Genomic DNA, 26,986 nt, shown 5'->3' on the forward strand with positions numbered 1-26,986 from the left:
GGCTCCTCTCATCGACATCGGGCCGGCCGGGAAGGTACCCGGCCGGCCCGCGCCGCGTCAGAGCTTCACCGAAGCGCCGACATACATGAAGCGGCCGATGTTGTCGTAGATGCCGTCGTTGCCGAACGCGGTGGCGCCAACACCCAGCAGCCCGTAAGGCGGCTTCTTGTCGGTCAGATTGTCGACGCCGCCGTAGAAGCGGAACGAGTCGTTGACGTCCACCGACGCGCGCAGCGCGTGGTAGAACACCTTGGGATAATAGACGACGTCCGCATAGTTCGGGTCCAGCGCCGCCACGCCATTGGTGTCGTGCTGCGCCTCCCAGTCGGTGATCGACTGGCGACCGATGTAGCGCAGCTGATAGCCCAGCGACCAGTTCTTGTGCGTGAAATCGGCCGTGAAGTTGAGGTTCCAGATCGGATCGCCCAACTCGCCCTTGACGCGATCCGGCTGGGTCGGATTGTCGAGATAGGGGAAGTCGGTGCGGTCATCGACCCAGGTGTTGACGACGCGGAACGCCACCTTGTTATCGTCGTCGAGCCGAAGATTATAGGCGACGTCGATGTCGAGCCCCTTGGCGCGCAGCGCGGCGAAGTTGACCGTGCTCTGCAACAGCGCCGGCCGCGCGAACAGGCCGTTGGACTGACGCGGGTTGATCAGCGCGCAGAACTGATTGTCCAGCGACGCCGCGTCATAACAGGCGTCGAGGATGGTCTGCGCGTCGACCGGGCTGATCACGTTGCTGATCTTGATGTCGTAATAGTCCGCGGTAATCGCCAGGCCCGGGACGAAGGACGGCTGGATCACGACGCCATAGGTCCAGCTGCGCGACGTCTCCGCGGTCAGATTGGGGTTGCCGCCCGACAGGAACTCGGTGCTGCCCGACCGCGCCACCGAGTTGATGAACCCGGTCGGCACCCCCGCCGCGGCGCAATTGGCGGCACGGGTCGACTTGCCCGTGTCGATGAAGTTCACATCGCAGGGATCGTCGAGCAGGTTGAAGTTCTGCGACGGCGACGAATACAGATCGCTCAGCGTCGGCGCGCGCACCGACTTGGAATAGTTCACGCGGAACTTGATGTCGCGCACCGGCGCATAGATGCCGCCGGCATTCCAGGCCCAGACAGTGCCGGTCGCCCCCTTGTAATCGGCGACGCGGGCGGCGCCGTTGACGGTCAGCTCCTGCGCGAACGGCAGGTCGCGGAGCAGCGGCAGCTCCAGCTCGCCATAGGCTTCCTTCACCGCGAAGGACGGCGGATCGAAGGCGGGGATGGCGTTGAAGAAGGTGTCGCCCCCCGTCACCGTCGCGTCATAGGCGTAACGCGCCGTCTCGCGGCGATATTCGGCACCGATCGCGAAGCGCACCGGTCCGCCGGGCAGCTCGAACAGCTGCGAGCTGTCCCCGACGATATTGGCGTTGACGTCGAACTGCGTCGCCTTGCCCGAGCGGTAGGATGTGGTGCGGATATAGTCGAGCGCCGCCTGGCTGGCATTGCCCTCGCCGAACAGGTTGAGCGGGGCGCAGCCCGGATCGGTCACCGTCGTCTGGTTGATCCGGCAGACGATATCGCCGGCGCCGTTGCGCACCGCGTCGACCGCGTTGAGGAAGCGCGACTCGTAGCGGTTGTTGTAGAAGCGCGAGCGGCTGCGGAACTCGCCGTAATTGACCGACACGTCATAGTGCCAGTCCTCGTTGAACGTCCCCTCCGCGCCGACCACGACGCGATAGGTGTCACGGCGGTTGAACTCGTCGCGCGTCCCCAGGTCGTTGTTGTTGCGGTTCATCCGGAAGAAGCTCGCGCCCGAGGGCAGCAGCGAGCGGATCGTCGCCGCGGCCTGGGGGTTGAGATAGGCATTGTCGAACGCGATCGGGATGCCCGAGCCGAGGAAGGCGCCGGGATCCGCCGCGATCAGATTGCCCTCGCCGTCGTCGACCAACCCCTGGTCGCCGCCCTGCCCGAACGTCGGCGTGCCCTGGCTGAACGCCTCGACGCGGACGAACTTGGCCTCGATGAACGGCTTGAAGGCGTCGGACACGTCATAATGTGCGACCAGATTGGCGACATAGCGCTTGAGCGACGGGTCAAGCGTGCCGCGGTCGTTGAGCACCGCGCCGTCGCCGCCCTGGTTGTTGTTCGACCCGGCCGGCCTATAGTCATTGCCGTAATTATACTCGCGCAGCGAGCCGTCGCCGTTGAAGCCGAACACGCGCGGGAAACCGTTGGCGCGGCAGGCGGCGGGAACGTCGCCGCAGGCGAACGGGTCACCGCCGCTATACGCGATGAAATTGCCGCCATTGTCGTAGCCGAAGCTGTGGACGCCGCGGCGGAAGCTGCGCTTGGGCGCATTCTCGTCGGCACGCGGCACCAGCTGGAACTGATTGCGCCCGGCATAAGCGCCGGTCAGATCGGCGCGGTCGGTGTAGGTGACGAGATCGGCCTGATTATACTCGAGGCTCAGCGCGACGTTGCCACGCCCGTCGGCGAAATTCTTGCCGTAGGTGCCGGACAGGCGATAGGTCCCGCGCCCGCCCTTGTCGGTCAGCCCGCCCTGCGCGTTGAGCGACAGACCCTCGAAATCGCGCTTGAGCACGAAATTGACCACACCCGCCATCGCGTCCGAGCCATAGACCGCCGAACTGCCGCCGGTGACCACGTCGACACGGTCGATCAGGTCGGTCGGGATGGTGTTGGTGTCGACGAGGAAATCGCCCTCGGACGAGGTGACGTGGCGGCGGCCGTTGACCAGCACCAGCGTGCGCGTGATGCCGAGCCCGCGCAGGTCGAGGAAATTGACCCCGGCGGTGCCGATGAACTGGGTGGAGTTCGCCTGGCTGTAGGTGGAGCGCAGCGACGGCAGGTCGTTGAGCACGTCACCCACCGCGACCGCGCCGGTGCGCGTCAGGTCGGCGGCGGTGACGCTGGTCACCGGGATCGGCGAGTCGAGCGTCGGGCGCGCGATGCGCGAGCCGGTGACCACCACCTCGTCGCCGCCGACCTCACCCGCCGCATCGGCGATCGCGGGCGGCGGCACGTCGGTCTGCGGCGCACCGATCTGATTGTCCTGCGCGGACGCTGGCGGCTGGTCGGCCGGCGTGGTCGTCTGCGCCGCGGCGGCAGCGGTCCAGCCGGTGGCGAGCAGCGAGACGCCGAGCAGAAGTGCGCGACGGCGGCGGAAAAACTGGTTCATGGGACCCCTCTACGACTCGGCGCCTGCGACGAACGGGCGGCGTCTTATGGTTAATGCTTAGGACAAGCACGCTGCCATTAAGCAAGCCGTATCAGCAATATTCTGTAACGATGTTGCGCGATGGCAACACCGTAAACCGCGACGGCGCGCCGCTCAGAGCCGGACGAACAGCGTCGCACTCAGCACGTGGTTGACGCGGTCCTCGCCCAACCGCCGCACCCGTTGGTTGAGGTAGCCGGGCTCGAGCCGCGCGGTCGGCAGCACGGGGAAGCCGATGCCGACGAAATTGCGCCACTGGTCCACCCCGTCGCGCACGCCCCAGCGGGTCGCGTTGAGGTTGAAGAAGCCCTCGGTCGTCGCGACCGCCTGTATCCCGCCGGTCCCCGCGAGCGGCACCTGGAGCCGAACGAACTGACGCAGCCGCCAGCTCGTCCCGTCGCGCCCCTCGACCATCCGCTGCTCGAGCCGCGTCCGGCTGATGATCAGCGGCGCGCCCGAGCGGAGCCGGACCGGCGCGAACTGGACCTGTTGCCACGGGCGATGCTCATGCGTGACCCCGCCCCCCGCCGGGTCGGTGCGGACATAGGCATAGCCGGCGACTGCGTGCGCATCGCGCCCGATGCGCGCGCCCACGGCGGGGCGGAACAGCAACTGGCTGCCACCGCCGACATCGTCGGTGGCGCGCGCCTGCGCCTCGAGCCACAGGAACAGGTCGCCGCGCACCGCACCGGACGCGATCACCGCGCCCCAGGCCTGCGCGTCATCTTCCGCGCGCGCGGGCGACGCCGGCGCGAGCGTCACGATCGCACCCAGCGCGAGTTGGGCGAGACGGGGACGACGGTGGGACCACATCGGGGGACACTCCATGGCTCGGCGATGGCGACGTCGGTTCACGCCGCATCAAAGGCTTAGGAGGTGATCGCGCGGGTTTGAAGCCTCGTCCGACGCGCGGCCCCGGCCATGGCTTGCCTGCCCCCAGTCATTGTCCGGCAGGGAAAGTGGCGCGCCCGGAACGATTCGAACGTCCGACCCTCAGATTCGTAGTCTGATGCTCTATCCAGCTGAGCTACGGGCGCATCGCGGCATGGCATGATGCCGGCCGTCTGCTCCACCTCGCGGTGGGCTTCCATTGGCGCGCCCGGAACGATTCGAACGTCCGACCCTCAGATTCGTAGTCTGATGCTCTATCCAGCTGAGCTACGGGCGCGCAATGGAGCGGCGCTGTTAGACGCCGCGGCGCGGGGGCGCAAGAGCGTTGCGGGAAGTTTTTCGCCCCTCTACGCAGATCGCATGCTTCGCCCGTCGCGCGCTCTGTCGCCGCTCGCCCTGATCGCTCTTCCCCTGATCTCGGGATGCAGCGCCGATCCCAGCGGTTACCCCTCGCTCGCACCGCGCCCGATCGAGAAAATGGGGTTCGAGGAACCCGCCACCCCGCCCCCCGCGCCGATCGCGGCGGACCCTGCGCTCGACTCCCGTCTGACCGCCATCGCGGCGACGCGGGCCGCCGCGGCGCGCGCCTTCGACGCCGCGGCGGACCGTGCCGCGACGCGCACCACCGCCGCCCGCGGCGCCGCGGTCGGCAGCGAGCGCTGGCTCGACGCGCAGACCGCGGTGGCGGAGCTCGACTCGCTGCGCTCGACCCATGCCGATTCGGTCGGTCAGCTAGAGGAGCTCGCCGCGGCGCGCGCGCAGGCGCTCCAGCCTGCCTATCCCGCGCTCGATCAGGCGCTCGACGCGGCACGCGCCACGGCGGCGGCGCAGACCCGGCGGATCGACTCGCTCGCCGCCGCGCTGCCGGCCGGCTGATCGCACCGCAAACGGCGCGGCGGCGCCTCGGTCAGAAGCGGAGCAGCGGCAGGATCGTCGCGTAATCGTCGGTCCAGGGCGCGAAACCGGGCCGTCGGCGCAGCGCGCGCCAGTCGCCCTCGTCCCCGGCGAGCAACGCCTGCGTCCAGGGATCGCGCGTCAGCACGATCCACGACGAGGGAGTCCCTTCCTCCTCCGTCGCGTCCGGGCGGTGGTTGAGGATCAGCGCGCGCCACCCGCCCGCGCGCGCCGCCGCGGCGACCACCGGGCCGAGATTGACGAAGCGGTTCGAGATATGGACCGCGAGCACCCCGCGCGGCGCGACCACGCGCGCATAGACCGCGAACGCCTCGCGCGTCAGCAGGTGCATCGGCACCGCGTCCGAGGAGAAGGCATCGAGCGCGAGCAGGTCGAGGCTCGCGGGCGCGGCGCGTTCGAGCGAGACGCGCGCGTCGCCCAGCTCGATCGCGGCGCCGGGCGCGCAGTCGGCGAGGAAGGTGAAGCGGCGCGCGTGGCTCAGCTGCGCCATCGCGGGGTCGATCTCGTAGAAGCGCCAGCTTTGTCCCGGCCGCGCGTAGCAGGCGAGCGTCCCGGTGCCGAGCCCCACCACGCCGATCCGCGCGCGCGCGCCGAACAGCAGCGGCGCGGCGCGCATCGCGCGGCCGACCCCGCTCCCCGGCGTGTAATAGGTCGTCGGCGTCCGCTCGCGCGCGGGCGAGCCGGTCAGCTGCACGCCATGGAGCGTCGTGCCGTGCACCAGCGTGCGCCGGTTCGGCTCGTCCACCACGGTATAGACGCCGAAATAGCTGCGCAGCCGGGCCCCGGGCTCGAGCGAGAGCGACAGCGAGCGGAAACCGCCGAACAGCAGCAGCGCGCTGGCCAGCACCATCAGATAGGGCAGCCGAGCCCCCAGCGTCAGCAGCCCCGCCGCGGCGATCACGACGAAAGTCGCGCTGGTATGGCGCACGACGCGCAGCCCGCCCGGTCCCTGCGCGACGATCGCCGCCGCGACCGTCAACCCGACCAGGATCACCGCGGCGGCGCCGAGCCGCGCGCCGCGCCGCTCCCACAGCACGCGCAGCGCGGCGGCGAGCGGCGCCTGCGGCACCAGCGCCCCCGCCGCGAGGATCAGGATCGGATATTCCCACGTCCAGTCGAACAGCGTCGGCGCGACCAGCCCCGCGAACACCCCGCCGAGCGCGCCGCCGACCGACATGGCGAGATAGAATCCGGTCAGCCGCGCGGGCTCGGGGCGCAGCCGGTACAGCGAGGTGTGGAGCGCGACCGAGATCATGAACAGCAGGACCAGCGCCATCAGCGTGCTCAGCGTCGCCATCTCGGAGAAGCCGCCCATCATGATCCCGCCGAACAGCAGGATCGTCACCGGCGCCGCGCCCGTCAGCGTGTCGGCGAGCCAGCGCCGCGCCGCGAAGGCGATCGAGAAGCTGAGCAGGTAGAGCGCGAGCGGGATCACCCACAGCAGCGGCATCGCGACCAGGTCGGTGCTGATGAAGGTCGAGGTGGCGAGCATCATGCCCGAGGGCACCAGCCCCAGCACCACCCACAGCAGCACGCGCGAGCGCGGCGGCGCCGGCTCGCTCGGCGCGACATCCGCGGCCGAGGTGGCACGCGGCGGCAGCCGCGTCGCACAGGCCAGCACCAGCGCGATCAGCAGCAGATATCCCCCGGTCCACAGCCAGCGCTGGCTGGTCACGCGCAGCAACGGTTCGACCAGCAGCGGAAAGGCGACCAGGCCGGCGAAACTGCCGAGGTTGGACGCGGCGTAGAGCGGATAGGGATCGGTGCCGGGGCGCGCCAGCTCATACCAGCGCTGCATCAGCGGCGCTTGCGACGACACCGCGAAGAACAACGGCCCGATCGACACGGCGAACAGATACGGCACCCATAGCGCCGGCTCGGCCCCGGCCGGCGGGGCGCGGGCGCTCAGCCCGATCGGCAGGAAGGCGCAGGCGGCGAGCAGCACGGTCAGGTGAAGCGTGCGCTGGCGCCGCGGCGCCAGCCGGCCGAGCAGATGCGCATAGCCATAGCCGCCGAGCAGCAGCGCCTGATAGACCAGCATCGCCGAGTTCCACACCGCGGGGGCGCCACCCAACCGCGGCAGCGCCAGCCGCGCGATCATCGGCTGGACCAGGAACAGCAGGAACGAGCCGGTGAGCATGGTCGCGACGAACAGCGCGCCGACCGCGCCGCCGCCTCGCGCCGCCCCGCCGACGCCCGGCTCAGCCACGCGCCGGCCGCGCGATGCGATAGAGCAGATGGCGGCGGAGCGGATCGCCGACCTCGAGTTCGGGATGATCGAAGTCACCTCCGACGACGCGCGTCATGCCGAGCCGCTCCATCAGCAGCCGGCTGCGCGTGTTGCCGGGCACGGTCACCGCCGCGATCGTCGGCACGTCGAGATGCTCCCACGCCCATTCGAGGCAGGCGGACGCCGCCTCCCGCGCATAGCCCCTGCCCCAGTGCGCGCGGCCGAGCCGCCAGCCGATCTCCACCTCGCCCGCCACCGGCGGCTTGAGCGGCAACAGCCCGCACAGGCCGACGAACGCCTGATCGGCGCGGCGCTCGACCACCCAGAAGCAATGGCCGTACCGCGCCTGTGCCGCCGCCATGCGCCGCCACGCGCGGCGGCTCTCGCGCCGCGTCTCCGACGGGCCGATGTGACGCATCACCTCGGCATCCTGCGCGATGGCGTGGAAGGACTCGACGTCCTCGGCGCGCCAGCCGCGCAGCGTGAGCCGCTCGGTCTCGATCATCGTGGCCGGTCGATCGCGTAGGTCACCGTGGCGCGGCGCGCGTCGTCCGCGGCGAAGTCGGGATGGTCGAAGTCGCCCGCGGCGAGCCGGTGCATGCCGAGCCGCATCATCAGCCGCTGGCTTGCGGCGTTAGCGGCGGCGGTGATCGCGACGACACGCGGCTCGGCGCGGTGCGACCACGCCCAGTCGAGCCACGCCGCCGCGGCCTCCTGCGCATAGCCCTGACCCCAGGCGGCGTGCGCGAGCATCCAGCCGATCTCGAGCTCGCCGCGGATCGGGGTCGTCGGCGCGCCCGGCTTGAGCCCGCAGAAGCCGATCAGGTCACCCGAGTCGCGGCGCTCGACCGTGCCGAACCCCAGTCCATGATCGGTGCGGTAGCCGGCGTGGCGTGCGATCGCCGCGTCGCTCGCAACCTCGTCCTTCACCGGCCCGAGATCCGCCATCACGCGCGCGTCGGCCCACATCGCGTGGAGTGCGGCGCGGTCGCGCGGCTCGGCCGGGCGCAGGATCAGGCGCTCGGTGACGATCACGCGCCGAGCAACCGCGCCGCGTGCACCGCGTGATAGGTGAGCACGCCCGCGCAGCCGGCGCGCTTGAAGGCGAGCAGCGTCTCCAGCACCATGGCGTCACGGTCGGCCGCGCCCGCGGCCACCGCCGCCTCGATCATCGCATACTCGCCCGACACCTGATAGGCGAACACCGGCACCGCGAAGGCGTCCTTCACCGCGCGGACGATGTCGAGATACGGCAGGCCCGGCTTGACCATCACGCTGTCCGCGCCTTCGGCGAGATCGAGGGAGACCTCGCGCAGCGCTTCCTCGCGGTTCGACGGGTCCATCTGATAGGTGGTCTTGTCGCCCTTGAGCAGCCCGCGCGTGCCGACCGCGTCGCGGAACGGGCCGTAATAGGCCGAGGCATATTTGGCGGCATAGGCCATGATCTGGACGTTGACGTGCGAGTCCCGCTCCAGCGCGGCGCGGATCGCGCCGACGCGCCCGTCCATCATGTCGCTCGGTGCGATGATGTCGGCGCCGGCGCGCGCCTGGTTGAGGCTCTGCCCGACCAGCAGCTCGACCGTGTCGTCGTTGCGGACGTAGCCGGCGGTGTCGATCACCCCGTCGTGGCCATGCGCGGTATAGGGGTCGAGCGCGACGTCGGTGAGGATGCCGATGTCGGGCACCGCGTCCTTGATCGCGCGCGTCGCGCGGCAGATCAGATTGTCGGGGTTGAGCGCCTCGGCGCCGTCGTCGCTGCGGCGTTCGCGCGGGGTGTTGGGAAAAAGCGCGAGGCACGGGATGCCGAGGTCGTGCGCCTCCCTGGCGCGCGCCACCGCGAGATCGATCGACCAGCGCGACACGCCCGGCAGCGTCGCGATCGGCTCCTCCACCTGCTCGCCGTCGGTCACGAACATCGGCCAGATCAGGTCGGCCGGGGTGAGAATATGCTCGGCGTGGAGGCGGCGGCTCCAGCCGGCGGCACGGGTGCGACGCAGGCGCAGCGCGGGATAGGCAGCGTGCATGCCAGCGGCTTTCCCGCAATCGGACGCGCCATGCAAGCGTTACGGCAGCGGAACGCCCGCTCGCGCGTTAGGCGGCGCATGAGAGAGATCCGCTCCGCCGCGCTCGTCGTCAACGCAAAGTCGCGGCGTGGGCGCAAGCTCTTCCGTCGCGCCTGCCGGCGGCTGCGCGAGCTGCCGTTCAAGGTCGAGCCACACGCGGTGAAGGACCCCAAGCATCTCGACCGCACCGTGCGCAAGGCGCTGGAGAAGAAGCCCGATCTCCTGATCCTCGGGGGTGGCGACGGCACCATCAGCGGGTTGGTCGACCTGATGGTGGGCCATGACGTCGTGCTCGGGGTGCTGCCGCTCGGCACCGCCAACAGCTTCGCGCGCACGCTCGGCCTGCCGCTCGACATCGATGGCGCGATCGAGGTGTTCCGCACCGGCGCGCCGCGGCGGATCGACCTCGGCATGATCGACGACGATTATTTCGCCAATTGCGCCGCGATGGGGCTGAGCCCGCAGATCGCCGAGACGGTGCCGCACCGGCTCAAGAAGGTGGCGGGGCGGCTCGGCTATCTCGGCTGGGCGGGCTATCAGCTGACGCGCTTCCGGCCCTTCACGCTCTACGTCGACGCGGGCGACGGCAAGGGCGAGCAGAAGCTCAAGGCGGTCGAGGTGCGGATCTCCAACGGCCCCTATCACGGCGGTACCTGGCTGGTGGACGAGGCCGCGGTCGACTCGGGTGAGATCGTCGTCCAAGTGGTGAAAGGCCATTATAAGCGCCGGCTGGTGAGCAACTGGGCGGCGAGCTGGCTCGGGCGCCCGGAGCGTCACCACGAGGTGGTGACCTTCTCGGGCACGTCGATCCGGGTGCGCAGCGACCCGCCGCTGCCGATCTCGATCGACGGCGAGGTGCTGGCGCACACGCCCGTCACCGCGCACGTCGCCGCCGGAGTGATCGAGGTGATGGCGCCGCGCTGAGTTCCTGCCGTCATCCTGAACTCGTTTCAGGATCCACGGGTCCGGACACAAAAAGGTTCATTGTCGCGGAAGCGGCTTCCTCCCGTCATCCCGGGCTTGACCCGGGATCCATGGTGCCGCGAGAGCCGCCGGCGTTGCTTTCGCGGAAAAATGGATCCCGGCGCGAGGCCGGGATGACGGTGAGGGAAGAGAAAGCGGCCTCCCTCATCGCAGCGTATCACCCGCGAATAGTAGCGGCAGATCAGACCGCCGAAGATGCAAGCCGCCTTTTGGGTCCGGAGCCACGGTGTAGCACACGTAGACGCGCAGGCTCTCGCGGAGCCGTGGCTCCTGAAACGCGTTCAAGATGACGCTGGTTGGTACGGCAAGTTCTGGCGAACCGCTTCCGCCCCCCACACCACAGGGTCGACTTCGCCCGCGCCGCCCCCTAGATCGCGCGGCATGTCCGCCGTTCCCCAGCCCGAGGTCGTGACGCTCGGCTGCCGCCTCAACATCGCCGAGAGCGAGGCGATCCGCCAGCTCGCCGACGCGGGTGTGGCGGTGGTGAACGGCTGCGGCGTGACCAACCAGGCGATGCGCGACACGCGCGCGGCGGTGCGCCGGCTGCGGCGTCGTCTCCCCACCGCCGAGCTGGTCGTCACCGGCTGCGCCGCCGAGATGGACCGCGCCGGCTTCGCCGCCATGCCCGAAATCGATCGGCTGGTCCCGAACGCCGCCAAGCTGCTGCCGGCGAGCTGGGGGAGCGCGCGCGGCAACGCGCTGCGACCGCGCGCGCAGACCCGCGCTTTCGTCGGCGTTCAGAACGGCTGCGACCATGTCTGCACCTTTTGCGCCATCCCGCAAGGCCGCGGCGCGAGCCGCAGCGATCCGATCGCCGAGATCGTCCCGCGCGTCGACGCGCTGGTCCAGGCGGGGCAGCGCGAGGTGGTGCTGAGCGGAGTCGACCTCGCCAGCTACGACGACCGCGGCGCCGGGCTCGCGGCGCTGGTCGAGCGGCTGCTCGCCGGCGTGCCGGGGCTGGAGCGAGTCCGGCTCTCCTCGCTCGACCCGCACGTGATCGACGACGCGCTGTTCGCGCTGCTCACCCAGGAGCCGCGCGTCATGCCACACGTCCATCTCTCGCTCCAGGCCGGCGACGACCTGATCCTCAAGCGCATGCGCCGGCGCCACCGCCGCGCCGAGGCGATCGCGCTGGTCGAGCGGCTGCGCGCCGCCCGGCCCGAGCTGGCGATCGGCGCGGACCTGATCGCGGGCTTCCCGACCGAGGACGAGGCGATGTTCGCCAACACGCTCGCGCTGGTAGACGAGGCCGACATCACCCACGCGCACGTCTTCCCTTACTCGCCGCGCGCGGGCACGCCGGCGGCGCGCATGCCGCAGGTCGAGCCCGAGGTGGCGCGCGCCCGTGCCGTCACCTTGCGCACCGCCTCGACCGCGCGGCTCGCCAGCCGCCTCGCGCGCCAGGTCGGCACCGTGCAGCGCGTGCTGGTCGAGCGTCCCGGCGACCGCGGCCACGCGCCTGACTTCAGCGAGGTCCGCCTCGCCGTCCCCCTCCCCATCGGCAGCGTGCACGACGTCACGATCGTCGCCGCCGCGCCCGACCATCTCACCGGAACCATCGCATGAGCACGAGCTGGCACGACAAGCTGCTGGGCGGCTTCCGCCGCACCTCCGACCGGCTGGTCGGCAACCTCGCCGGCCTCGGTGGCGCGCGGCTGGAGGAACACACGCTCGACGAGGTCGAGGAGGCGCTGATCGGCTCCGATCTCGGCCCGGAGACCGCCGGCCGCGTCCGCGCGCGGCTCGCCGAGGGCACGTTCGAGCGCAACATGGAGGAGCTCGGCATCCGCCTCGTCGTCGCGGAGGAGGTGGAGAAGGTACTGGCGCAGGTCGCCAAGCCGCTCGGCATCGATGCCTTCCCGCGCCCGCAGGTGGTGCTGGTGATCGGCGTCAACGGCTCGGGCAAGACCACCACCATCGCCAAGCTGGCGCACCTGTTCCTCGAGCAGGACTATCAGGTGATGCTCGCCGCGGGCGACACGTTCCGCGCCGCCGCGATCGGTCAGCTGCGCACCTGGGCGGAGCGGATCGGCGTGCCGATCGTGACCGGCCCCGAGGGCGGCGACGCCGCGGGAATCGTGTGGGACGCGGTGAAGAAGGCGACCGAGATCGGCACCGACGTGCTGATCGTCGACACCGCCGGCCGGCTCCAGAACAAGCGCGAGCTGATGGACGAGCTCGCCAAGATCCGCCGCGTGCTCGGTCGGCTCAACCCCGCCGCGCCGCACGACGTGCTGCTGGTGCTCGACGCCACCACCGGCCAGAACGCGCTGAACCAGATCGAGGTTTTCAAGGAGGTGGCGGGAGTCACCGGCCTCGTCATGACCAAGCTCGACGGCACGGCGCGCGGCGGCGTGCTGGTCGCCGCGGCGGAGCGCTACGGCCTGCCGATCCACGCCATCGGCGTCGGCGAGCAGATGGACGACCTGCGCCCGTTCGACGCGCGCGAGGTCAGTCGCATCATCGCCGGGGTCGACACGGGGCCGCGCAAGTGAGCGCGACGCCGAAGGAGTCGGCGGGCGCGCGCGCTTTGGTCGATTACGGCCCGCTGGCGGTGTTCTTCGCGGTCAACTTCCTGCTGCCGGGTGAGAGCGCGCGCCGGCTCGTCGCCGCGGTGACGCCCGCGCTGTCCGATCTCACCCGCGTCGAGGCGCTGCTGCTCGCGCGCGTGATCGTCGCCACCGCCGCCTTCGTGCTGGCGAGCATGCTCGCGCTGGTGATCGCCAGGGCCAAGCTCGGCCGCGTGCCGCCGATGCTGCTGATCTCGGCGGGGCTGGTGATCGTGTTCGGCGGGCTGACGATGTATTTTCGCGATCCGCGCTTCATCCAGACCAAGCCGACGATCGTCTACGCTTTGCTCGCCGCGACCCTGGGCTTCGGCGCGGCCACCGGGCGGCCGCTGCTCCAGCAGCTGATGGGTTCGAGCTACCCCGGGCTGAGCGAGCGCGGCTGGCACCGGCTCACGCTCAACTGGGTGTGGTTCTTCGTCGCCATGGCGTTCGCCAACGAGGCGGTATGGCGCGGCGCCGCGGCCACGTTTGGCGCGCAGCGCGGCTGGGACCTGTGGGCGATCTACAAGGTGTGGGTGGTCATCCCAGTGACCATGCTGTTCGCGGTGGCCAACGTGCCGATGCTGATGCGCCACGGGCTGAGCCTAAGCGACGAGACGCCGCCGGTACCGCCCGAGGGCTGAGCGCCGCGCAACGACGACGAGGATCGAGGAGAGAGAACGAGCGATGAGCGAGACGTGTCACCCCGCGCCGGCGGGCCTGCCCGACAGCATCGACCGCGCCGGCTATGAGGAGGCGTATCGCCGCTCGGTCACCGATCCCGAGGGCTATTGGCGCGACGAGGCGGCGCGGATCGACTGGATCACGCCCTTCACCCAGGTGAAGGACACGTCGTTCGACGAGGCCGACTTCCGCATCCGCTGGTACGCCGACGGCGAGCTCAACGTCTCGGTCAACTGCGTCGACCGCCATCTCGCGACCCGCGGCGATCAGGTCGCGATCGTGTGGGAGGGCGACGAGCCCGGCGAGACCCGCACGCTCACCTATCGCGAGCTGCACCGTGACATGTGCCGCTTCGCCAACGTGCTCAAGTCGCTCGGCGTACGCCGCGGCGACCGGGTGACGCTCTACCTGCCGATGATCGCCGAGGCCGCCGCGGCGATGCTGGCGTGCACCCGCATCGGCGCGATCCACTCGATCGTGTTCGGCGGCTTCTCTCCCGACAGCCTCGCCAACCGCATTCAGGACTGTGATTCGCGGATCGTCGTCACCGCCGACGAGGGCTGCCGCGGCGGCAAGCGCATTCCGCTCAAGGCCAACGTCGACAGAGCGGTGGCGCACTGCCCCGGCGTCGAGCACGTGCTGGTGATCCGCCGCACCGGCGGCGACGTGGCGATGACCGCGGGCCGCGACGTCTGGCTCCACGACGCGCTGGAGAGCGTCGACGACGATTGCGCGCCCGAGCCGATGGGGGCCGAGGACCCGCTGTTCATCCTCTATACCTCGGGCTCGACCGGCAAGCCCAAGGGCGTGCTCCACACCACCGGCGGCTATCTCGTCTGGGTGACCAAGACCTTCAAGGAGGTGTTCGACTATCGCGACGGCGAGCTGTTCTGGTGCACCGCCGACATCGGCTGGGTCACCGGGCACAGCTATGTCGTCTACGGCCCGCTCGCCAACGGCGCGACCACGGTGATGTTCGACGGCGTGCCCAACTACCCCGATCACGGCCGGCTGTGGGAGACGGTCGACCGGCTCGGCGTCAACATCCTCTACACCGCGCCGACCGCGATCCGCGCGCTGATGCGCGAAGGGGACGAGTGGGTGACGCGCCACAGCCGCGCCTCGCTGCGGCTGCTCGGCAGCGTCGGCGAGCCGATCAACCCCGAGGCGTGGAACTGGTATCACCGCGTCGTCGGCGACTCGCGCTGCCCGGTGGTGGACACGTGGTGGCAGACCGAGACCGGCGGCATCCTGATCTCGCCGCTGCCCTATGCCACCGATCTCAAGCCCGGCTCGGCCACCAAGCCGCTGCCCGGCGTCCAGCCGCAGATCGTCGACGCGGAGGGCAAGGTGCTCGAAGGCGCGACCGAGGGCAACCTCTGCCTGATCGACAGCTGGCCGGGGCAGATGCGCACCGTGTGGAACGACCACGAGCGCTTCTTCCAGACCTATTTCACGACCTACCCCGGCAAATATTTTACCGGCGACGGCTGCCGCCGCGACGGTGACGGCTATTACTGGATCACCGGCCGGGTCGACGACGTCATCAACGTCAGCGGCCATCGCATGGGCACCGCCGAGGTGGAGAGCGCGCTCGTGGCGCACGCCAGCGTCGCCGAGGCCGCGGTGGTCGGCATGCCGCACGACGTGAAGGGCCAGGGGATCTACGCCTTCGTCACGCTCAACGCGGGCGAGCAGCCCTCGGACGCGCTGCGCGCGGCGCTGCGGCAATGGGTGCGCGAGGAGATCGGGCCGATCGCCACCCCCGACGCGCTCCAGTTCGCGCCGGGGCTGCCCAAGACGCGCTCGGGCAAGATCATGCGCCGCATCCTGCGCAAGATCGCGGAGAACGACCTCGGCGCGCTGGGTGACACCTCGACGCTGGCGGACCCGTCGGTAGTGGACGCGCTGGTGGCGGATCGGGTGGGGTGAGCGGGGGAGCGGGATAGCTCGATCGCTGCCCCACCCTCCCCTCTTGTCCTCCCGTCATCCTGAGCTTGTCTCAGGATCCACGGTGCCGCGAACCCAGCGGCCGAAGCGTGCGCGGCACGGTGGATCCTGAGACAAGCTCAGGATGACGGCGCGGACCAAGGCGGGAGCAGCGTGCCCCCCCTCACCAGTCCGCCAGCACCTGCCCGGCGCGGATCGTGTCGCCGAGCCGCAGTCCGTCGCGCAGCCGCGTCCCCGGGGGCAGGAACAGCAGGATGGTCGAGCCGTGCTCGAACCAACCCATCTCCTCGCCCTTCCCGATCCGCGCGTCACACGCCACCCTCGCGCTGCCCTGCTCGCGCAGCACCGTCTCGACGTCGAGGAAGCCGAGCCGGATGCTCGCCACCAGGATCGCCGCGACCGGCACCAGCAGCAGCGGCCGCCCGCCCGCGCTCGCCTCGATCACCGCGCGCTCGTTGCGGCAGAAGAGCTGCTCCACCCGCTTGAGCGCGATCGGGTTGACGTTCCAGCAGTCGCCCGAGAGATAGGTCACGCCCTCCACCGTCAGGTCGGCCGGCGCGTGGAAGCGGTGGTACATCGCCGCGGTGAGCCGCAGCGTCACGTACCAGCCGTCGCGGAAGCGCTCCACCAGAGCGGGATCGGGCACCAGCTCGCCGAGGCGATAGGGAAAGCCCTTCACCTGATAGACCCGGTCGCCCTCGATCCGGCCGTGCGCGCCGAGGATCGCGTCGCACGGGCTCGCCAGCGTCGCCGGGTCGCGGTCATAGGCGCGCGCGCCGGGGCGCAGCCGGCGGATGAAGCCGTCGCGCAGCGAGCGGAACTCGGTGGTGGCGGCGTCGGACAGGTCGACGTCGGAGAAGAAGCGCCACGCCGCCAGCGCCGGCCGCGCCACCAGCGGATGCTCCATGGCGGCGATGCGGCCGACCAGCCCGGTCGCCCAGCGCCGCGGGATGCGGTTGGTCAGCAGGAAGTTGAGGTCTTCCTGCAGCAGCAGGCGGAGGAAAGCCGAGCGCATTGTCACACCTGCGTCATCGTGAGGGTCTGTGGGGAGGCATGGAGAAGAAGACGTTCGTCGCGGTGGCCGGCGCGGTCGCCACCACCCTGTTCGCGGTCACCAAGGGGCGCGAGCGGCTGCGCCTGTCGCGCGCGAAGCATCCCTCGCTCGGCGGGCACGTGCGCATGGCCAAGCGCGTGGCGGGGCAGATCCCTTACTACAGCCACCCGGAGGAGCGCTTCTTCCGCGCCGACGGCTGCGACGACGCGGTCGCGGCGCGACGGCGCGACGGCTTCCGCCGGCTGAGCGAGCTCTACGCCGCACGCTTCCCCCAGACGCTCGCGCTCACCGCCGAGACGCGCATCGGCCTGTCCGACCTGCAATTCACCGGCCGCTACCGCGTCCCCTTCCCCTTCGCCGAGGTGGTGCGCGCCAAACTGCCGACCGGCGCCTTCGTCGCGCGGACCGAGGGCGCGTGGCTGATCGACCTGGACGGGAACCGGCTGATCGACTGCACCGGCTCCTACGGCGTCAACCTGTTCGGCAACGACTTCTACAAGGACACGCTGCGCGAGGCGGTCGCCACCGCCGAGCCGGTCGGCGCGCTGCTCGGCGCCTATCACCCGGTGGTGGCCGAGAATGTCCGCCGGTTGCGTGCCTTGTCGGGGCACGACGAGGTGTCGTTCCATATGTCGGGCACCGAGGCGGTGATGCAGGCGGTGCGGCTGGCGCGCTATCACACCGGCAAGCGCCGGCTGGTGCGCTTCGCCGGTGCCTATCACGGCTGGTGGGGCGACGTGCAGCCCGGCATCGGCAACCCCGTCCCGGCCGATCACACACTGACGCTCGCCGAGATGAGCGAGGAAACATTGCGCGTTCTCGCCACCCGCAAGGACATCGCCTGCGTGCTGGTCAACCCGCTCCAGGCGCTTCACCCCAACGCGGGCGCGCCGTCGGACAGCCAATTGGTCGACAGCGCGCGCCGCGCCGGCGCCGACCTCGACGGCTATGCGCGCTGGCTTCACCGCCTCGCCGAGACCTGCCGCGCCAACGGCATCGTGCTGATCGCGGACGAGGTGTTCGTCGGCTTCCGGCTCGCGCCGGGCAGCCTGCTGCGCCGCGTCGGGGTCGAGCCCGACCTGATCACCTGGGGCAAGACGCTGGGCGGCGGGTTGCCGGTGGGCGTGCTCACCGGGCGCGCCGCGCTGATGAGGCGCTGGCGCGACGACCGCCCCGTCGATATCTGCTTCGCGCGCGGCACCTTCAACGCGCATCCCTATGTGATGGCGGCGATGGACTCGTTCCTGCGCCGGCTCGAGGCCCGCCCGGTGCAGGCGCTGTACGACGGGCTCGACGCCCGGTGGGACGCGCGCGCGGCGCAGCTCAACGCCGCGCTCGCGGCCGAGGATTTGCCGGTCGCCGTCGCCAACCTCTCGACGATCTGGACCGTGCTGTACACGCGGCCGTCGCGCTACAATTGGATGCTGCAATATTACCTCCGCGCCGAGGGGCTGGCGCTGAGCTGGGTCGGCACCGGGCGACTGATCTTCAGCCTCGACGTGGACGAGGCGCTGTTCGACGAGATCGTCCGCCGCTTCGTCGCCGCCGCGCGCGTGATGCAGACCGACGGCTGGTGGAGCGGGCCGGCGGTCAGCGACAAAAAGCTGCGTCGGATGGCGCTCGCTGAGTCGCTGCGGGCGAGGATGCGCGGGTAGATCGCTTATCTCACTTGTTCCCCGGCGAAAGCCGGGGCCCAGGTGGGGGACGGCAGTGATACTCACAACGGCCGTCCCAACTGGACCCCGGCTTTCGCCGGGGAACATGCTGGAGGCGAGGAAAGCGTCTCCGTCGCAGCCTCACGCCGCGGCGTGGTGATCCCCGCTGCGCTCGCCCTTGAGCAACCGCGCGGGCGCGGTGCGGTAAAGCCGGAAGTCGCTGAACGGGTCGGTGACGATCTTCGTCGCCCAGACGATCCCGGTCTCCAGGTCGCGCTCGATCCACAGCTGGGTCACGCGGAACAGGATCGCCGCCACGCCGAAGCACAGCCAGCCGAAGCCGACGTGCCGGAGGAAGTCGAGCGCCGTCTCGGGTCGCTGAAGCAGCCCGAACAGCGTCGGCTCGGCCGCGAGCACCAGCGGGATCGCCAGCCACAATCCCATCAGCACATATTTGCGCGTGAGATTGTAGCCGACCTTCACCTCTTCCTTATATTCGTGGCTGACCCCATTCTCGTGGTCATAGTCCTTGGGCTCGAAGAAGAAATGCCCGGCCTGGCGACTCGTCATCGCCACGCCCCAGGCGAGCAGGCTGGCCAGCGCCGCGTCGACGAACAGCAGAGCATAAGCCACCAGAAAAGTGCAGGCGCTGACGAAGTGCAGGCTCTGGTTGACCAGATTGTGGTGGTAGAAGCGGTGGTCGTCCCAGCGCTGCTCCTTGAGCTGCGCGCGGAAGCCGGGATTGCCCTGCTCGTCCTCGAAGCGGAGCTTGCGGATCGTCGGCATCACTGGTCCTCCCGGTCGAGCTTGGCGATGCGCACCAGCGAGAAGTGGCCGAGCGGCGGGATCTCGCGGCGCTCGATCAGCGCGACGTCGTCGCGCCCGGCGATCCAGTCGGCGTAGAGCGCGAAGGGGAAGTCGGTGCGGAAGCCGAGCCGGCTGGTCACCGGCATCAGCGTCTTCTCGATCGTGCCGCGCACGCCCTTCTCGGCGCCGACGCGCGTGGTGATGACGATCTCGCCGCCCGGCCGGCAGACCCGCGCGAACTCGTCGAGCGCGCGCGCCGGGTTGGCCACCGCGCTGACGACATATTGCGCGACCACGACGTCGAAGCTCTCGTCGGCGAAGTCGAGCGCCTCGGCGTCACCGACGCGGATCGCGTCGACGTTGTGGAGGTTCTGCCGGCGTACGCGCGCGCGCGCCTTGTCGAGCATGTCCTCGGAGATATCGATCCCGGTCACCCGGCTGGTGCGCGCATAACCCGGCAGCGAGATGCCGGTGCCCACGCCTACCTCGAGGATACGGCCGCCGATTCGGTCGGCGGCGCGGATCGCGCTGGCGCGGCCCTGGCGGAAGACGGGCCCGAACACGAGGTCGTAGATCGGGGCCCAGCGATCATAGGCCTGGGCGACCCCGGCCGTCGTCATCACTGCTGTCATGTCAGCGCATTACCTTCGTTGGACCCGATAGCGGGCGACGGTGATGTCCGACCTCTCTCCACTTGTTGCGTGTCAGCTTGACGACGGATCGGTGACGCGCGCTGTCACGCCGCTGTTACCGAAGTGACATGCGGCGCATGCGGAAAGGGCGGCCCGTCGCCGGACCGCCCTCTTCAGCTCGTCTTTCAGCACGAGCCATCTTCTCAAACCGTCATCCCGGACTTGGTCCGGGATCCACCGCGCCACTGCCTCACCACTCGTGATGCTCGGTGAGCCGTGGGCCCCGGAACAAGTCCGGGGTGACGGGAGAAAAGAGGCTCGGCGACTCCTCGGATCGCTCGCGCAATCCGAGGGCGCCCGCAGGTTAGCGCTTCGAGAACTGGAAGCTGCGACGCGCCTTGGCGCGGCCGTACTTCTTGCGCTCGACGACGCGGCTGTCGCGGGTGAGGAAGCCCGCCGCCTTCACCGGCGCGCGCAGCACCGGCTCGTACTTGGTGATCGCCTGGCTGATGCCGTGCTTCACCGCGCCGGCCTGGCCCGAGAGACCACCGCCCTTGACGGTGCAGACCACGTCATACTGACCCTCGCGCTCGGTGATCCCGAACACCTGGTTGATGACGAGCCGCAGCGTCGGACGCGCGAAATAGATCTCCTGGTCACGACCGTTGATCGTGATCTTGCCAGAGCCCGGCTTGAGCCACACGCGGGCGACCGCGTCCTTGCGGCGGCCGGTGGCATAGGCGCGGCCCTGCTTGTCGAGCTCCTGCGCGCGCAGCGGGGCGCGCTGGACCGGCTCGTCGATGCTGCCGGCGAGATAGGCCTCGGCCGAGGCGTCGGCGGCGTCGGTCTGGACCTCGCGCTGCTGCTGGAGCGCCGCGCCGAGATCGGAGAGAGACTGGCGGTTGTCGGACATTATGCGCCCACCTTGTTCTTGCGGTTCATGCCGGCGATGTCGAGCACCGCGGGGTTCTGCGCCTCATGCGGGTGCTCGGTGCCCTTGTAGATGCGCAGGTTGCGCATCTGCTGGCGACCCAGCGGGCCGCGCGGGATCATCCGCTCGACCGCCTTCTCGAGCACGCGCTCGGGGAAGCGACCCTCGAGCACCTTGGCCGCGGTGACGCCCTTGATGCCGCCGGCATAGCCGGTGTGCTTGTAATAGACCTTGTCGCCCAGCTTGTTGCCGGTGAAACGCACCTTATCGGCGTTGATCACGATGACATTGTCACCGCAGTCGACGTGCGGGGTGAAGCTGGTCTTGTGCTTGCCGCGCAGCACGTTGGCGATCACCACCGCGGCGCGACCGACCACCAGGCCGTCGGCGTCGACGATGTGCCACTTCTTCTCCACCTCATGCGGCTTGGCCGCCTTGGTGGTCTTCATCAGCGCCTTCATGGTGCCTGTGACCTCGTTTCGCGTTCGAATAGAAAAGACGCGCCGCCCCGCCGGGCCTGCGCGCCGATGGCGGTGCATTGCCGGCGTGGGGCCATGAAGTCAAGGTTTCCGCGCCTTTGTCGACGGGTATCACTATACCCGTGGTCGGATCAGGCGCGATTGCGGCTCACCGCATGCGCCGCCGCGACCGCGCCGATCAGCAGCAGCGCGGCGTTCGCCTGGTGCGCCACCGCGACCGGCAGGTCGACGCCGCTGAGCAGGGTGGCGATGCCGAGCGCGATCTGCGTCGCCACCAGCAGTGCCACCGCCGCCGCGGCGCGCATCGCGCGCACCTGCCGCGCGCGATGCGCCAGCAGCAGCAGCCCCGCCGCCGCGACGAAGGCGAACCAGCGGTGGATGAACTGCACCACGATCGGGTTGTCCACCGCGTTGCGCCACGCCGGCGCGACCATCGGCGTGCCCGCGGGGAACAGAGCGTCCCCCATCAGCGGCCAACTGGCGAAGGCATAGCCCGCGTCGAGCCCGGCGGTGAAGGCGCCGAACACGATCTGCACCGCCAGCAGCGCGAGCGCCAGCGCGGGCAGCGCGCGCAGCGGCGCCGGGCGCGCCAGCGGATTGTCGGCGAGCGCGACGAGGTCGCGCGCGGTCCACACGATCCCGGCGAGGATGAACAGAGCGGTGCTGAGATGCACCGCGAGCCGCACGTGGCTGACGTCGGTCCGCACCGACAGCCCCGAGGCGACCATCCACCAGCCGATCGCCCCCTGCAGCCCGCCGAGCGCGAGCAGCGCGCCGAGCCGCCAGCCATAACCGCGCGGCACCTGCCGCTTCACCGCAAACCACAGCAGAGGCAGCGCGAATGCCAAGCCGATCACGCGACCGAGCAGCCGGTGCGCATATTCCCAGAAAAAGATCGCCTTGAAACCGTCGAGCGTCATGCCGCGGTTGAGCTGCTGATATTCGGGGATGCGCTGGTAATTGGCGAACTCGGCTTGCCATTGCGCGGTGGTGAGCGGCGGGATGGCGCCGGATATTGGCTTCCACTCGGTGATCGACAGTCCGGACTCGGTCAGCCGGGTGACGCCGCCGACCACTACCATCGCGACGATCAGCGCGGCGACGCAGTAGAGCCAGCGCGCGATCGCGCGCGGGCGGGTGCTGAGCGAGAAACCGGGGCTGGCCTGAAGCATGTCACCGCTTAGCAGAGGCCGGCGCGCCCGTCGACGCCACCGCCGCGGCCGCCTCCGCCGCGGCGCGCGCGGCGCGGCCCCAGGGTTCCTCGCGGAACCACTTGGTGACGACGTATTTGGTGCCTTCGACCACTGCCATGCCCTCGTGCAGCGTCGCGGTATTGGGGCTGCCGTCCGGGTTCATATTGTCCCAGGCGAGCAGCATGCCGCGCCGCGGTGCCACGCGCAGCCCGCCCTGCGGGAACCAGGTCGCGCCGCCCTCCTCCACGTCGTTGAGATAGATCATCGCGGTGAAGGTGCGCTGCCCGCCATTCTCGCGCATCCGCGGCCAATAGCTCTCGCCCTCGTGGAAATAATCGTGGTGCGTGCGGAACAGCTGCCCGGGCGCATAGCGCTGCCCCTGCATCGTCTCGCCATATTCGGGGGCGATGCCGAGCAGGGCGGCGATCGACTCGTCGACCTGGCGGATGCCGTCGGCGAACCGGTCCATGTCGCAGCTCTCGCTGGTCCGGTTCTTGGGGTCGCCGCGGTCGCTCAGCAGCGAGGACGGGCGGCGGTTCGAGTCGATCACCTGGATGAGCCAGTCGCACCAGGCCTGGTCGAGGAAGTCGAGGCAGCGCCACGCCGCGACCCGCTCGCTGGGGAGCCGCTGCATCCGCGGATCGGCATCGAGCTTGGCGGCCACCGCCGCGCCGATCGCGGCGCGCGCGGCGGAGGGGCCGCCCGGGGGAAGGGTCGTCAGGGCCATGCCGGGTCCATCGCGCGGCGCGGGGCGGTGTGCAAGCCGCCCCGCGCCGCGTGCGTCACCAGAAGATGCCGTAGATCACGTCGACCACCTGCCCGCGGTCGAGATCGACCAGCAGCGCGTCGTCATAATAACGCACCCAGCGATACGGCCCATAAGCGTCGGGCAACCGGTACGACCAGGGATCGTCGATCCAATAGCTTCGCGCGAACAGCGTGGGCGCGATCCGCACCCCGATGCCGAAGCGGGTGTAACCGTCGCCCCAGCCATAAGGCGCGTAATAGCGCGGCAGGCGATAGGCGTAGCGGTTGCTGCTGCGATAGCCGCTCCAGTCGAAGCGACGGTCGCGGCGCCAGTCGCGGTTCCAGCGCGCGCGACTGCCGCGGTCCTCCGCCCAGCCCTGGTTGCCGCCACTCCCCCAGCCGGTCACGCCGTCGCGCCCGCGGTCGCGTCGATCCCATTCCCCGGGCGCGCGATCGCTCCGCCACGCCTCGGCGCGGCGCGCGCGCTCGTCGTCGTTGCGGCCGGCGCCGGGCAGCCAGTCACGCCGACCGTCCCGCCACTCGGCGCGATCGTCACGCGCGTCCCAGCCGGGCGACCGGTCGCGCCGCCCGCTCTGCCACTCGGCACGCGAGCCAGCGTCACCGTCCCGCCCCCGCGGCGAGACAGCCCCCCATTGCGGCGCCACCGGCGATGCGGGCGCGGCGACGGGGGGCGGGGTCCAACCCGCGCCCGGGCGCGCGCCGTCGCCGCGGTCGCGCCGGCCCCAGCCGCTGCTGTCGACCCGCTCGGGCCGGTCGGGCCGGCGCCATTCACCGCCCCCGGCGCGCGGCGCGGCGGTCGGCGCGCGCGGCACGTCCTGACGCGCCTCGGCGCGCGCCTGCATCCGCGCGCGCATCGCGTCGCGCAACGAGCCGTCCTGCGCCGACGCCGCCGGTACCAGCCCGGCGCTCGCCAGCAGACCCACCACCATCGCCTTGATCATGGCCTTCACTCTCACTCGCCGGCGCACCAGCCGGCCCCATCCTGCGCACGGCCTATCGCGCCACGGTGGAACAGGGGCTGAACCGCCCGGTCAGCCGCGCGACAGCTCAGGCGTCGCCGCCGCGAGCAGCGCCGCGAGCCGCTCGACCAGCTGCGCGCGCGTGAACGGCTTTCGGATCACCTGTGCCTCCGGCAGCGCGGCGAGTTCGTCCGCGTCGGCATAGCCGGTGACGAACAGCACGGGCAGCGTGGGACGACCGATCCGCGCGCGCCGGCCGAACTCGATCCCGTTCATCCCCGGCATCGCGACATCGGCCACGACCGCCTCGACCGCCGGGTCCGCGGCAAGTGCGTCCAGCGCCGCGGCACCGTCTGCCGCCTCGATCACGCGACAGCCCGAGTCGCGCAGCGCCTCGGCGGTGATCTCGCGCACGCGATCCTCGTCGTCGAGCACCAGCACGCAGCGCCGTGCGATCGAGGCGGCGGTGGGCGCCGCCGAGTCGGTTGCCACCGGCGCGGGCGCGACCGCGGCGCGCGGGACATAGACCGACACGGTCGTCCCCTCGCCCGGCGCGGTGTCGATCCGCACCCCGCCCCCCGACTGTTTGGCGAAACCGAACACCTGCGCCAGCCCGAGCCCCGAGCCCTTGCCGACCTCCTTGGTGGTGAAGAAGGGCTCGAACGCGCGCGCCAGTACCTCGGGGGTCATGCCCGTGCCGGTGTCGCTCACCGCGACGCGGACATAGTCGCCCGCGGCGGGCTCCTCCGGGCGGTTGGGCGCGCCGAGGCGGACGTTGGCGGTGGCGACGCGCAACGTACCCCCGCCCGGCATCGCGTCGCGCGCGTTGATCGCCAGGTTGAGCAGGATCAGCTCGAGCTGGGTCGGGTCCACCATCGCGGGCCAGGGATCCGCGCACACCGCGGCGTTGATCGCGATCGAGCGCCCGAGCGTGCTCTCCAGCAACGGCACCAGTCCGGTCACCGCGGCGTTGAGGTCGACCACCTTCGCCTCCAGCCGCTGGCGCCGCGAGAAAGCGAGCAACTGACCGGTCAGCGTCGCGCCGCGTTCGGCCGCCGCGCGGATATGGTCGAGCTGCTCCAGCGCGCGCGCGGTGAGCGCCCCGCGCGCGGCGGCGCGCGACACCAGCTCCACATTGCCGAGCACCACCATCAGCAGATTGTTGAAGTCGTGCGCCACGCCCGAGGTGAGCTGCCCGATCGCCTCGAGCCGCTGGAGCTGGTGAAGCGTCTCCTCGACGCGCTCGCGCTCCGCGACCTGGCGCGTCAGCTCGGCGGTGCGCTCCTCGACGCGCGCCTCGAGCAGCTCGCCCGCCAGATGCGCCTCGGTGACGTCGATCGCACAACCGACATAGCCGAGGAAGGTACCGCCCAGGAAGCGCGGGCGTGCCTCGGCATGGACCCAGCGCTCGCCGCCGTCGCGCGTCAGCAGGCGATAGTCGCCGCTCAGCGGGTCGCGCGCGCGCTGGCGCTCGACCAGCCGCCGCGCCGCCGCGGCGCGCAGCTCGCTCGGCAGCAGCGAGAGCCAGCCGCCCGACACGACCGTGTCGGGGTCGAACCCCAGGATCGTGCGAAACCCCTCGCTGGCGAAGGTGAGGTTCAGCTCGGCATCGGTCAGCCACGTCAAGGCGGGCAGGCTGTCGGCCAGCATGCGGAAGCGCGCCTCGCTCTCGCGCAGCGCGTCGGCCTCACGCTTGCGCGCGGTGACGTCGATCACGGTGCCGATCGCGCGGACACAGCGATCCCCCTCGAACAGGCCGCGCCCGCGCACCGCGAGCCAGCGCACCGAGCCGTCGGGCGCGGGATGACTGCGATATTCGATGTCGTAGCGCGCGCGCCGCACCGGATCGATCGTGGCGAGGAACGCGTCGCGCACCCGCGGGCGGTCCTCCGGGTGGAGCAGCGCGCCGAAGTCCCCGAGCGTCCGCGCCGGCCCCGGCTCGATCCCGTACATCGCCCAGGTGCGCGGCGAGCAGGTGAAGCGGTCCACCACCAAATCATAGTCCCACGTCCCGATCTCGCCCGCCTCGGTGGCGAGTTCGAGCGAGTCGCGGCTCAGCGCCAGCGCGCTCTCGGCGCGATGCCGGTCGGTGACGTCGGTGCCCTCGACGAACACCGCGGTCACCGTGCCGCCCGCGTCGGTGATCGGCTGGAGGATGAAATCGAGCCGGCGCTCCTCCGCGCCGCCGTCGTCGCGCGGCAGCAGCAGCGGCACGTCGGTGCCGCGATAGGGCTGCGCGCGCGCCACCACCGCATCGAGCTTCTCGACCAGCCCGCGCTGCACCAGCTCGGGCACCGCCTCGGCGAGCGGGCGCCCGACCACGTCGCGCCCGCCGACCAGTCGGCGATAGGAGGCGTTGGCGAGCTCGACGACGTGCCCCGGCTGGCGCAGCACCGCGATGAAGCCGGGCGCCTGATCGAACATCTCGCGCAGCCGCTCGCGGTCCTCCGCCATCGCGCGCGCGGCGCGCACGCGCGCGGTGGTCTCCGAGACGATGCACAGCACGCCGCCGACGCTGCCGTCCGCCAGCGGCACCGGCGAGTAGCTGACGTCGAAATAGACGGTCTCGCCGTGGCCCGCGCGCTCGATGTAGAAGGGGCGGTCCTTGGCGGCGAAGGTCTCGCCGCTGGTGCGGACGTGCGACAGCAAGGGCTCGAGATCGTCCCACAACTCGCTCCACGCCTCGCGCGCGGGACGTCCCAGCGCGCTCGGGTGCTTGGCGCCGATCGTCGGGGCATAAGCGTCGTTGTAGAGCGCGACATAATCCGCGCCCCAGAACAGCACGATCTCGACCCGCGCGGGCAGCGCCAGCGCGAGCGCGTTGCGCAACTCGGACGGCCAGCCCGCGATCGGTCCCAGCGGCGACCCCGCCCAGTCATGCGCGAGGATCCGCGCCCCCATCTCGCCGCCATGCGCGAACAACAGCGTCGGATCGCTCGGCGAGGTTAGCGGATGGTTCATCGCATCGACGAACCTAGCGCGGCTCGCCGACTGAGAGAAGTTAAACTAGGCGA

The 26,986-nt window shown here is 70.6% G+C and carries 22 protein-coding genes and 2 tRNA genes; 7 read left to right on the top strand and 17 right to left on the bottom strand.

Annotated elements, in window-relative coordinates:
- Window positions 1-57: 57 nt before the first annotated feature.
- The 4 genes from EV292_RS04620 to EV292_RS04635 all read right to left on the bottom strand — a co-directional run bounded on the left by EV292_RS04620 (window position 58) and on the right by EV292_RS04635 (window position 4,396).
- A complete protein-coding gene (locus tag EV292_RS04620) occupies window positions 58-3,189 on the bottom strand; it encodes a TonB-dependent receptor (RefSeq protein ID WP_132907949.1) in 3,132 nt (1,043 codons plus the stop codon).
- Window positions 3,190-3,342: 153 nt separating this feature from the next.
- Complete coding sequence (locus EV292_RS04625; RefSeq protein ID WP_165927012.1) at window positions 3,343-4,041, bottom strand: DUF2490 domain-containing protein; 699 nt, start codon at window positions 4,039-4,041, stop codon at window positions 3,343-3,345.
- A gap of 147 nt (window positions 4,042-4,188) precedes the next feature.
- Window positions 4,189-4,265: transfer RNA gene (locus EV292_RS04630), tRNA-Arg, on the bottom strand.
- A 54-nt stretch (window positions 4,266-4,319) separates the two neighbouring features.
- Window positions 4,320-4,396: transfer RNA gene (locus EV292_RS04635), tRNA-Arg, on the bottom strand.
- A gap of 83 nt (window positions 4,397-4,479) precedes the next feature.
- Between EV292_RS04635 and EV292_RS04640 the strand changes: the two genes are divergently transcribed.
- Window positions 4,480-4,995 (top strand): hypothetical protein, encoded by a 516-nt coding sequence (locus EV292_RS04640; protein WP_132907951.1) that lies wholly within the window; start codon window positions 4,480-4,482, stop codon window positions 4,993-4,995.
- A gap of 31 nt (window positions 4,996-5,026) precedes the next feature.
- Here EV292_RS04640 and EV292_RS04645 read toward each other — a convergent pair whose 3' ends face one another.
- From EV292_RS04645 to hemB, 4 genes are all read right to left on the bottom strand, one after another.
- Window positions 5,027-7,174 carry a fused MFS/spermidine synthase gene (locus EV292_RS04645; RefSeq protein WP_132908194.1) on the bottom strand — a complete coding sequence of 716 codons (2,148 nt, stop codon included), beginning with the start codon at window positions 7,172-7,174 and terminating at the stop codon, window positions 5,027-5,029.
- A 61-nt stretch (window positions 7,175-7,235) separates the two neighbouring features.
- Window positions 7,236-7,769: a GNAT family N-acetyltransferase gene (locus tag EV292_RS04650; protein ID WP_132907952.1), complete on the bottom strand. Its 534-nt coding sequence runs from the start codon at window positions 7,767-7,769 to the stop codon at window positions 7,236-7,238.
- Window positions 7,766-8,299, bottom strand: coding sequence for a GNAT family N-acetyltransferase (locus EV292_RS04655; RefSeq protein ID WP_132907953.1), 534 nt, complete (start codon window positions 8,297-8,299; stop codon window positions 7,766-7,768). The genes EV292_RS04650 and EV292_RS04655 overlap by 4 nt, the downstream gene beginning before the upstream one ends.
- A complete protein-coding gene (gene hemB / locus EV292_RS04660) occupies window positions 8,296-9,288 on the bottom strand; it encodes a porphobilinogen synthase (RefSeq protein ID WP_132907954.1) in 993 nt (330 codons plus the stop codon). Before hemB ends, EV292_RS04655 begins: the two co-directional genes overlap by 4 nt.
- A 78-nt stretch (window positions 9,289-9,366) precedes the next feature.
- On the opposite strand from hemB, the gene EV292_RS04665 reads away from it, so the two are divergent.
- From EV292_RS04665 to acs, 5 genes are all read left to right on the top strand, one after another.
- Window positions 9,367-10,251, top strand: a complete 885-nt coding sequence (locus EV292_RS04665; protein ID WP_132907955.1) for a diacylglycerol kinase family protein — start codon at window positions 9,367-9,369, stop codon at window positions 10,249-10,251.
- 441 nt (window positions 10,252-10,692) lie between these two features.
- Window positions 10,693-11,877 carry a MiaB/RimO family radical SAM methylthiotransferase gene (locus EV292_RS04670; protein ID WP_132907956.1) on the top strand — a complete coding sequence of 395 codons (1,185 nt, stop codon included), beginning with the start codon at window positions 10,693-10,695 and terminating at the stop codon, window positions 11,875-11,877.
- Window positions 11,874-12,806: a signal recognition particle-docking protein FtsY gene (gene ftsY / locus EV292_RS04675; protein WP_132907957.1), complete on the top strand. Its 933-nt coding sequence runs from the start codon at window positions 11,874-11,876 to the stop codon at window positions 12,804-12,806. The genes EV292_RS04670 and ftsY overlap by 4 nt, the downstream gene beginning before the upstream one ends.
- Window positions 12,803-13,504: an inner membrane-spanning protein YciB gene (locus EV292_RS04680; protein WP_132907958.1), complete on the top strand. Its 702-nt coding sequence runs from the start codon at window positions 12,803-12,805 to the stop codon at window positions 13,502-13,504. The genes ftsY and EV292_RS04680 overlap by 4 nt, the downstream gene beginning before the upstream one ends.
- A 43-nt stretch (window positions 13,505-13,547) precedes the next feature.
- Entirely contained in the window at window positions 13,548-15,476 is a 1,929-nt protein-coding gene (acs, locus tag EV292_RS04685) for an acetate--CoA ligase (RefSeq protein ID WP_132907959.1), read from the top strand.
- 181 nt (window positions 15,477-15,657) lie between these two features.
- Here the strand turns inward: acs and asd are convergent, their stop codons facing one another.
- The gene (asd, locus tag EV292_RS04690; RefSeq protein WP_207913333.1) at window positions 15,658-16,509 is read right to left on the bottom strand and encodes an archaetidylserine decarboxylase; all 852 of its coding nucleotides are present in this window, start codon (window positions 16,507-16,509) and stop codon (window positions 15,658-15,660) included.
- A 38-nt stretch (window positions 16,510-16,547) separates the two neighbouring features.
- Between asd and EV292_RS04695 the strand changes: the two genes are divergently transcribed.
- Window positions 16,548-18,203 (top strand): aminotransferase class III-fold pyridoxal phosphate-dependent enzyme, encoded by a 1,656-nt coding sequence (locus EV292_RS04695; protein ID WP_132907961.1) that lies wholly within the window; start codon window positions 16,548-16,550, stop codon window positions 18,201-18,203.
- A 141-nt stretch (window positions 18,204-18,344) separates the two neighbouring features.
- On the opposite strand, the gene EV292_RS04700 is transcribed toward EV292_RS04695, so the two are convergent.
- The 8 genes from EV292_RS04700 to EV292_RS04735 form a co-directional block, all read right to left on the bottom strand.
- Window positions 18,345-18,989 carry an Mpo1-like protein gene (locus EV292_RS04700; protein WP_132907962.1) on the bottom strand — a complete coding sequence of 215 codons (645 nt, stop codon included), beginning with the start codon at window positions 18,987-18,989 and terminating at the stop codon, window positions 18,345-18,347.
- Window positions 18,989-19,630, bottom strand: a complete 642-nt coding sequence (locus EV292_RS04705) for a methyltransferase domain-containing protein (protein WP_243693595.1) — start codon at window positions 19,628-19,630, stop codon at window positions 18,989-18,991. The genes EV292_RS04700 and EV292_RS04705 overlap by 1 nt, the downstream gene beginning before the upstream one ends.
- A 376-nt stretch (window positions 19,631-20,006) precedes the next feature.
- On the bottom strand, window positions 20,007-20,555 hold the full coding sequence (rpsI, locus tag EV292_RS04710) for a 30S ribosomal protein S9 (protein ID WP_132907964.1): 549 nt from the start codon (window positions 20,553-20,555) through the stop codon (window positions 20,007-20,009).
- A complete protein-coding gene (rplM, locus tag EV292_RS04715; RefSeq protein ID WP_132907965.1) occupies window positions 20,555-21,034 on the bottom strand; it encodes a 50S ribosomal protein L13 in 480 nt (159 codons plus the stop codon). The genes rpsI and rplM overlap by 1 nt, the downstream gene beginning before the upstream one ends.
- Window positions 21,035-21,183: 149 nt before the next feature.
- A complete protein-coding gene (locus EV292_RS04720) occupies window positions 21,184-22,224 on the bottom strand; it encodes a COX15/CtaA family protein (RefSeq protein WP_165927013.1) in 1,041 nt (346 codons plus the stop codon).
- 1 nt (window position 22,225) lies between these two features.
- Window positions 22,226-22,972, bottom strand: a complete 747-nt coding sequence (locus tag EV292_RS04725; protein ID WP_132907966.1) for a 2OG-Fe(II) oxygenase — start codon at window positions 22,970-22,972, stop codon at window positions 22,226-22,228.
- A 55-nt stretch (window positions 22,973-23,027) separates the two neighbouring features.
- On the bottom strand, window positions 23,028-23,954 hold the full coding sequence (locus tag EV292_RS04730; RefSeq protein WP_243693596.1) for an RcnB family protein: 927 nt from the start codon (window positions 23,952-23,954) through the stop codon (window positions 23,028-23,030).
- Between the two features lie 90 nt (window positions 23,955-24,044).
- Window positions 24,045-26,933, bottom strand: a complete 2,889-nt coding sequence (locus EV292_RS04735) for a PAS domain S-box protein (RefSeq protein WP_132907967.1) — start codon at window positions 26,931-26,933, stop codon at window positions 24,045-24,047.
- Window positions 26,934-26,986: the final 53 nt, after the last annotated feature.

Source organism: Sphingomonas sp. BK235 (assembly GCF_004345855.1).
GTDB lineage: Bacteria > Pseudomonadota > Alphaproteobacteria > Sphingomonadales > Sphingomonadaceae > Sphingomonas.

Coding starts and splice junctions, on each gene's coding strand:
- EV292_RS04620 (WP_132907949.1), bottom strand. CDS start 3,189: ATGAACCAGTTTTTCCGCCGCCGTCGCGCACTTCTGCTCGGCGTCTCG.
- EV292_RS04625 (WP_165927012.1), bottom strand. CDS start 4,041: ATGTGGTCCCACCGTCGTCCCCGTCTCGCCCAACTCGCGCTGGGTGCG.
- EV292_RS04640 (WP_132907951.1), top strand. CDS start 4,480: ATGCTTCGCCCGTCGCGCGCTCTGTCGCCGCTCGCCCTGATCGCTCTT.
- EV292_RS04645 (WP_132908194.1), bottom strand. CDS start 7,174: ATGCTCACCGGCTCGTTCCTGCTGTTCCTGGTCCAGCCGATGATCGCG.
- EV292_RS04650 (WP_132907952.1), bottom strand. CDS start 7,769: ATGATCGAGACCGAGCGGCTCACGCTGCGCGGCTGGCGCGCCGAGGAC.
- hemB (WP_132907954.1), bottom strand. CDS start 9,288: ATGCACGCTGCCTATCCCGCGCTGCGCCTGCGTCGCACCCGTGCCGCC.
- EV292_RS04665 (WP_132907955.1), top strand. CDS start 9,367: ATGAGAGAGATCCGCTCCGCCGCGCTCGTCGTCAACGCAAAGTCGCGG.
- EV292_RS04670 (WP_132907956.1), top strand. CDS start 10,693: ATGTCCGCCGTTCCCCAGCCCGAGGTCGTGACGCTCGGCTGCCGCCTC.
- ftsY (WP_132907957.1), top strand. CDS start 11,874: ATGAGCACGAGCTGGCACGACAAGCTGCTGGGCGGCTTCCGCCGCACC.
- acs (WP_132907959.1), top strand. CDS start 13,548: ATGAGCGAGACGTGTCACCCCGCGCCGGCGGGCCTGCCCGACAGCATC.
- asd (WP_207913333.1), bottom strand. CDS start 16,509: ATGCGCTCGGCTTTCCTCCGCCTGCTGCTGCAGGAAGACCTCAACTTC.
- EV292_RS04695 (WP_132907961.1), top strand. CDS start 16,548: ATGGAGAAGAAGACGTTCGTCGCGGTGGCCGGCGCGGTCGCCACCACC.
- EV292_RS04700 (WP_132907962.1), bottom strand. CDS start 18,989: ATGCCGACGATCCGCAAGCTCCGCTTCGAGGACGAGCAGGGCAATCCC.
- EV292_RS04705 (WP_243693595.1), bottom strand. CDS start 19,630: ATGACGACGGCCGGGGTCGCCCAGGCCTATGATCGCTGGGCCCCGATC.
- rpsI (WP_132907964.1), bottom strand. CDS start 20,555: ATGTCCGACAACCGCCAGTCTCTCTCCGATCTCGGCGCGGCGCTCCAG.
- rplM (WP_132907965.1), bottom strand. CDS start 21,034: ATGAAGGCGCTGATGAAGACCACCAAGGCGGCCAAGCCGCATGAGGTG.
- EV292_RS04720 (WP_165927013.1), bottom strand. CDS start 22,224: ATGCTTCAGGCCAGCCCCGGTTTCTCGCTCAGCACCCGCCCGCGCGCG.
- EV292_RS04725 (WP_132907966.1), bottom strand. CDS start 22,972: ATGGCCCTGACGACCCTTCCCCCGGGCGGCCCCTCCGCCGCGCGCGCC.
- EV292_RS04730 (WP_243693596.1), bottom strand. CDS start 23,954: ATGATCAAGGCGATGGTGGTGGGTCTGCTGGCGAGCGCCGGGCTGGTA.
- EV292_RS04735 (WP_132907967.1), bottom strand. CDS start 26,933: ATGAACCATCCGCTAACCTCGCCGAGCGATCCGACGCTGTTGTTCGCG.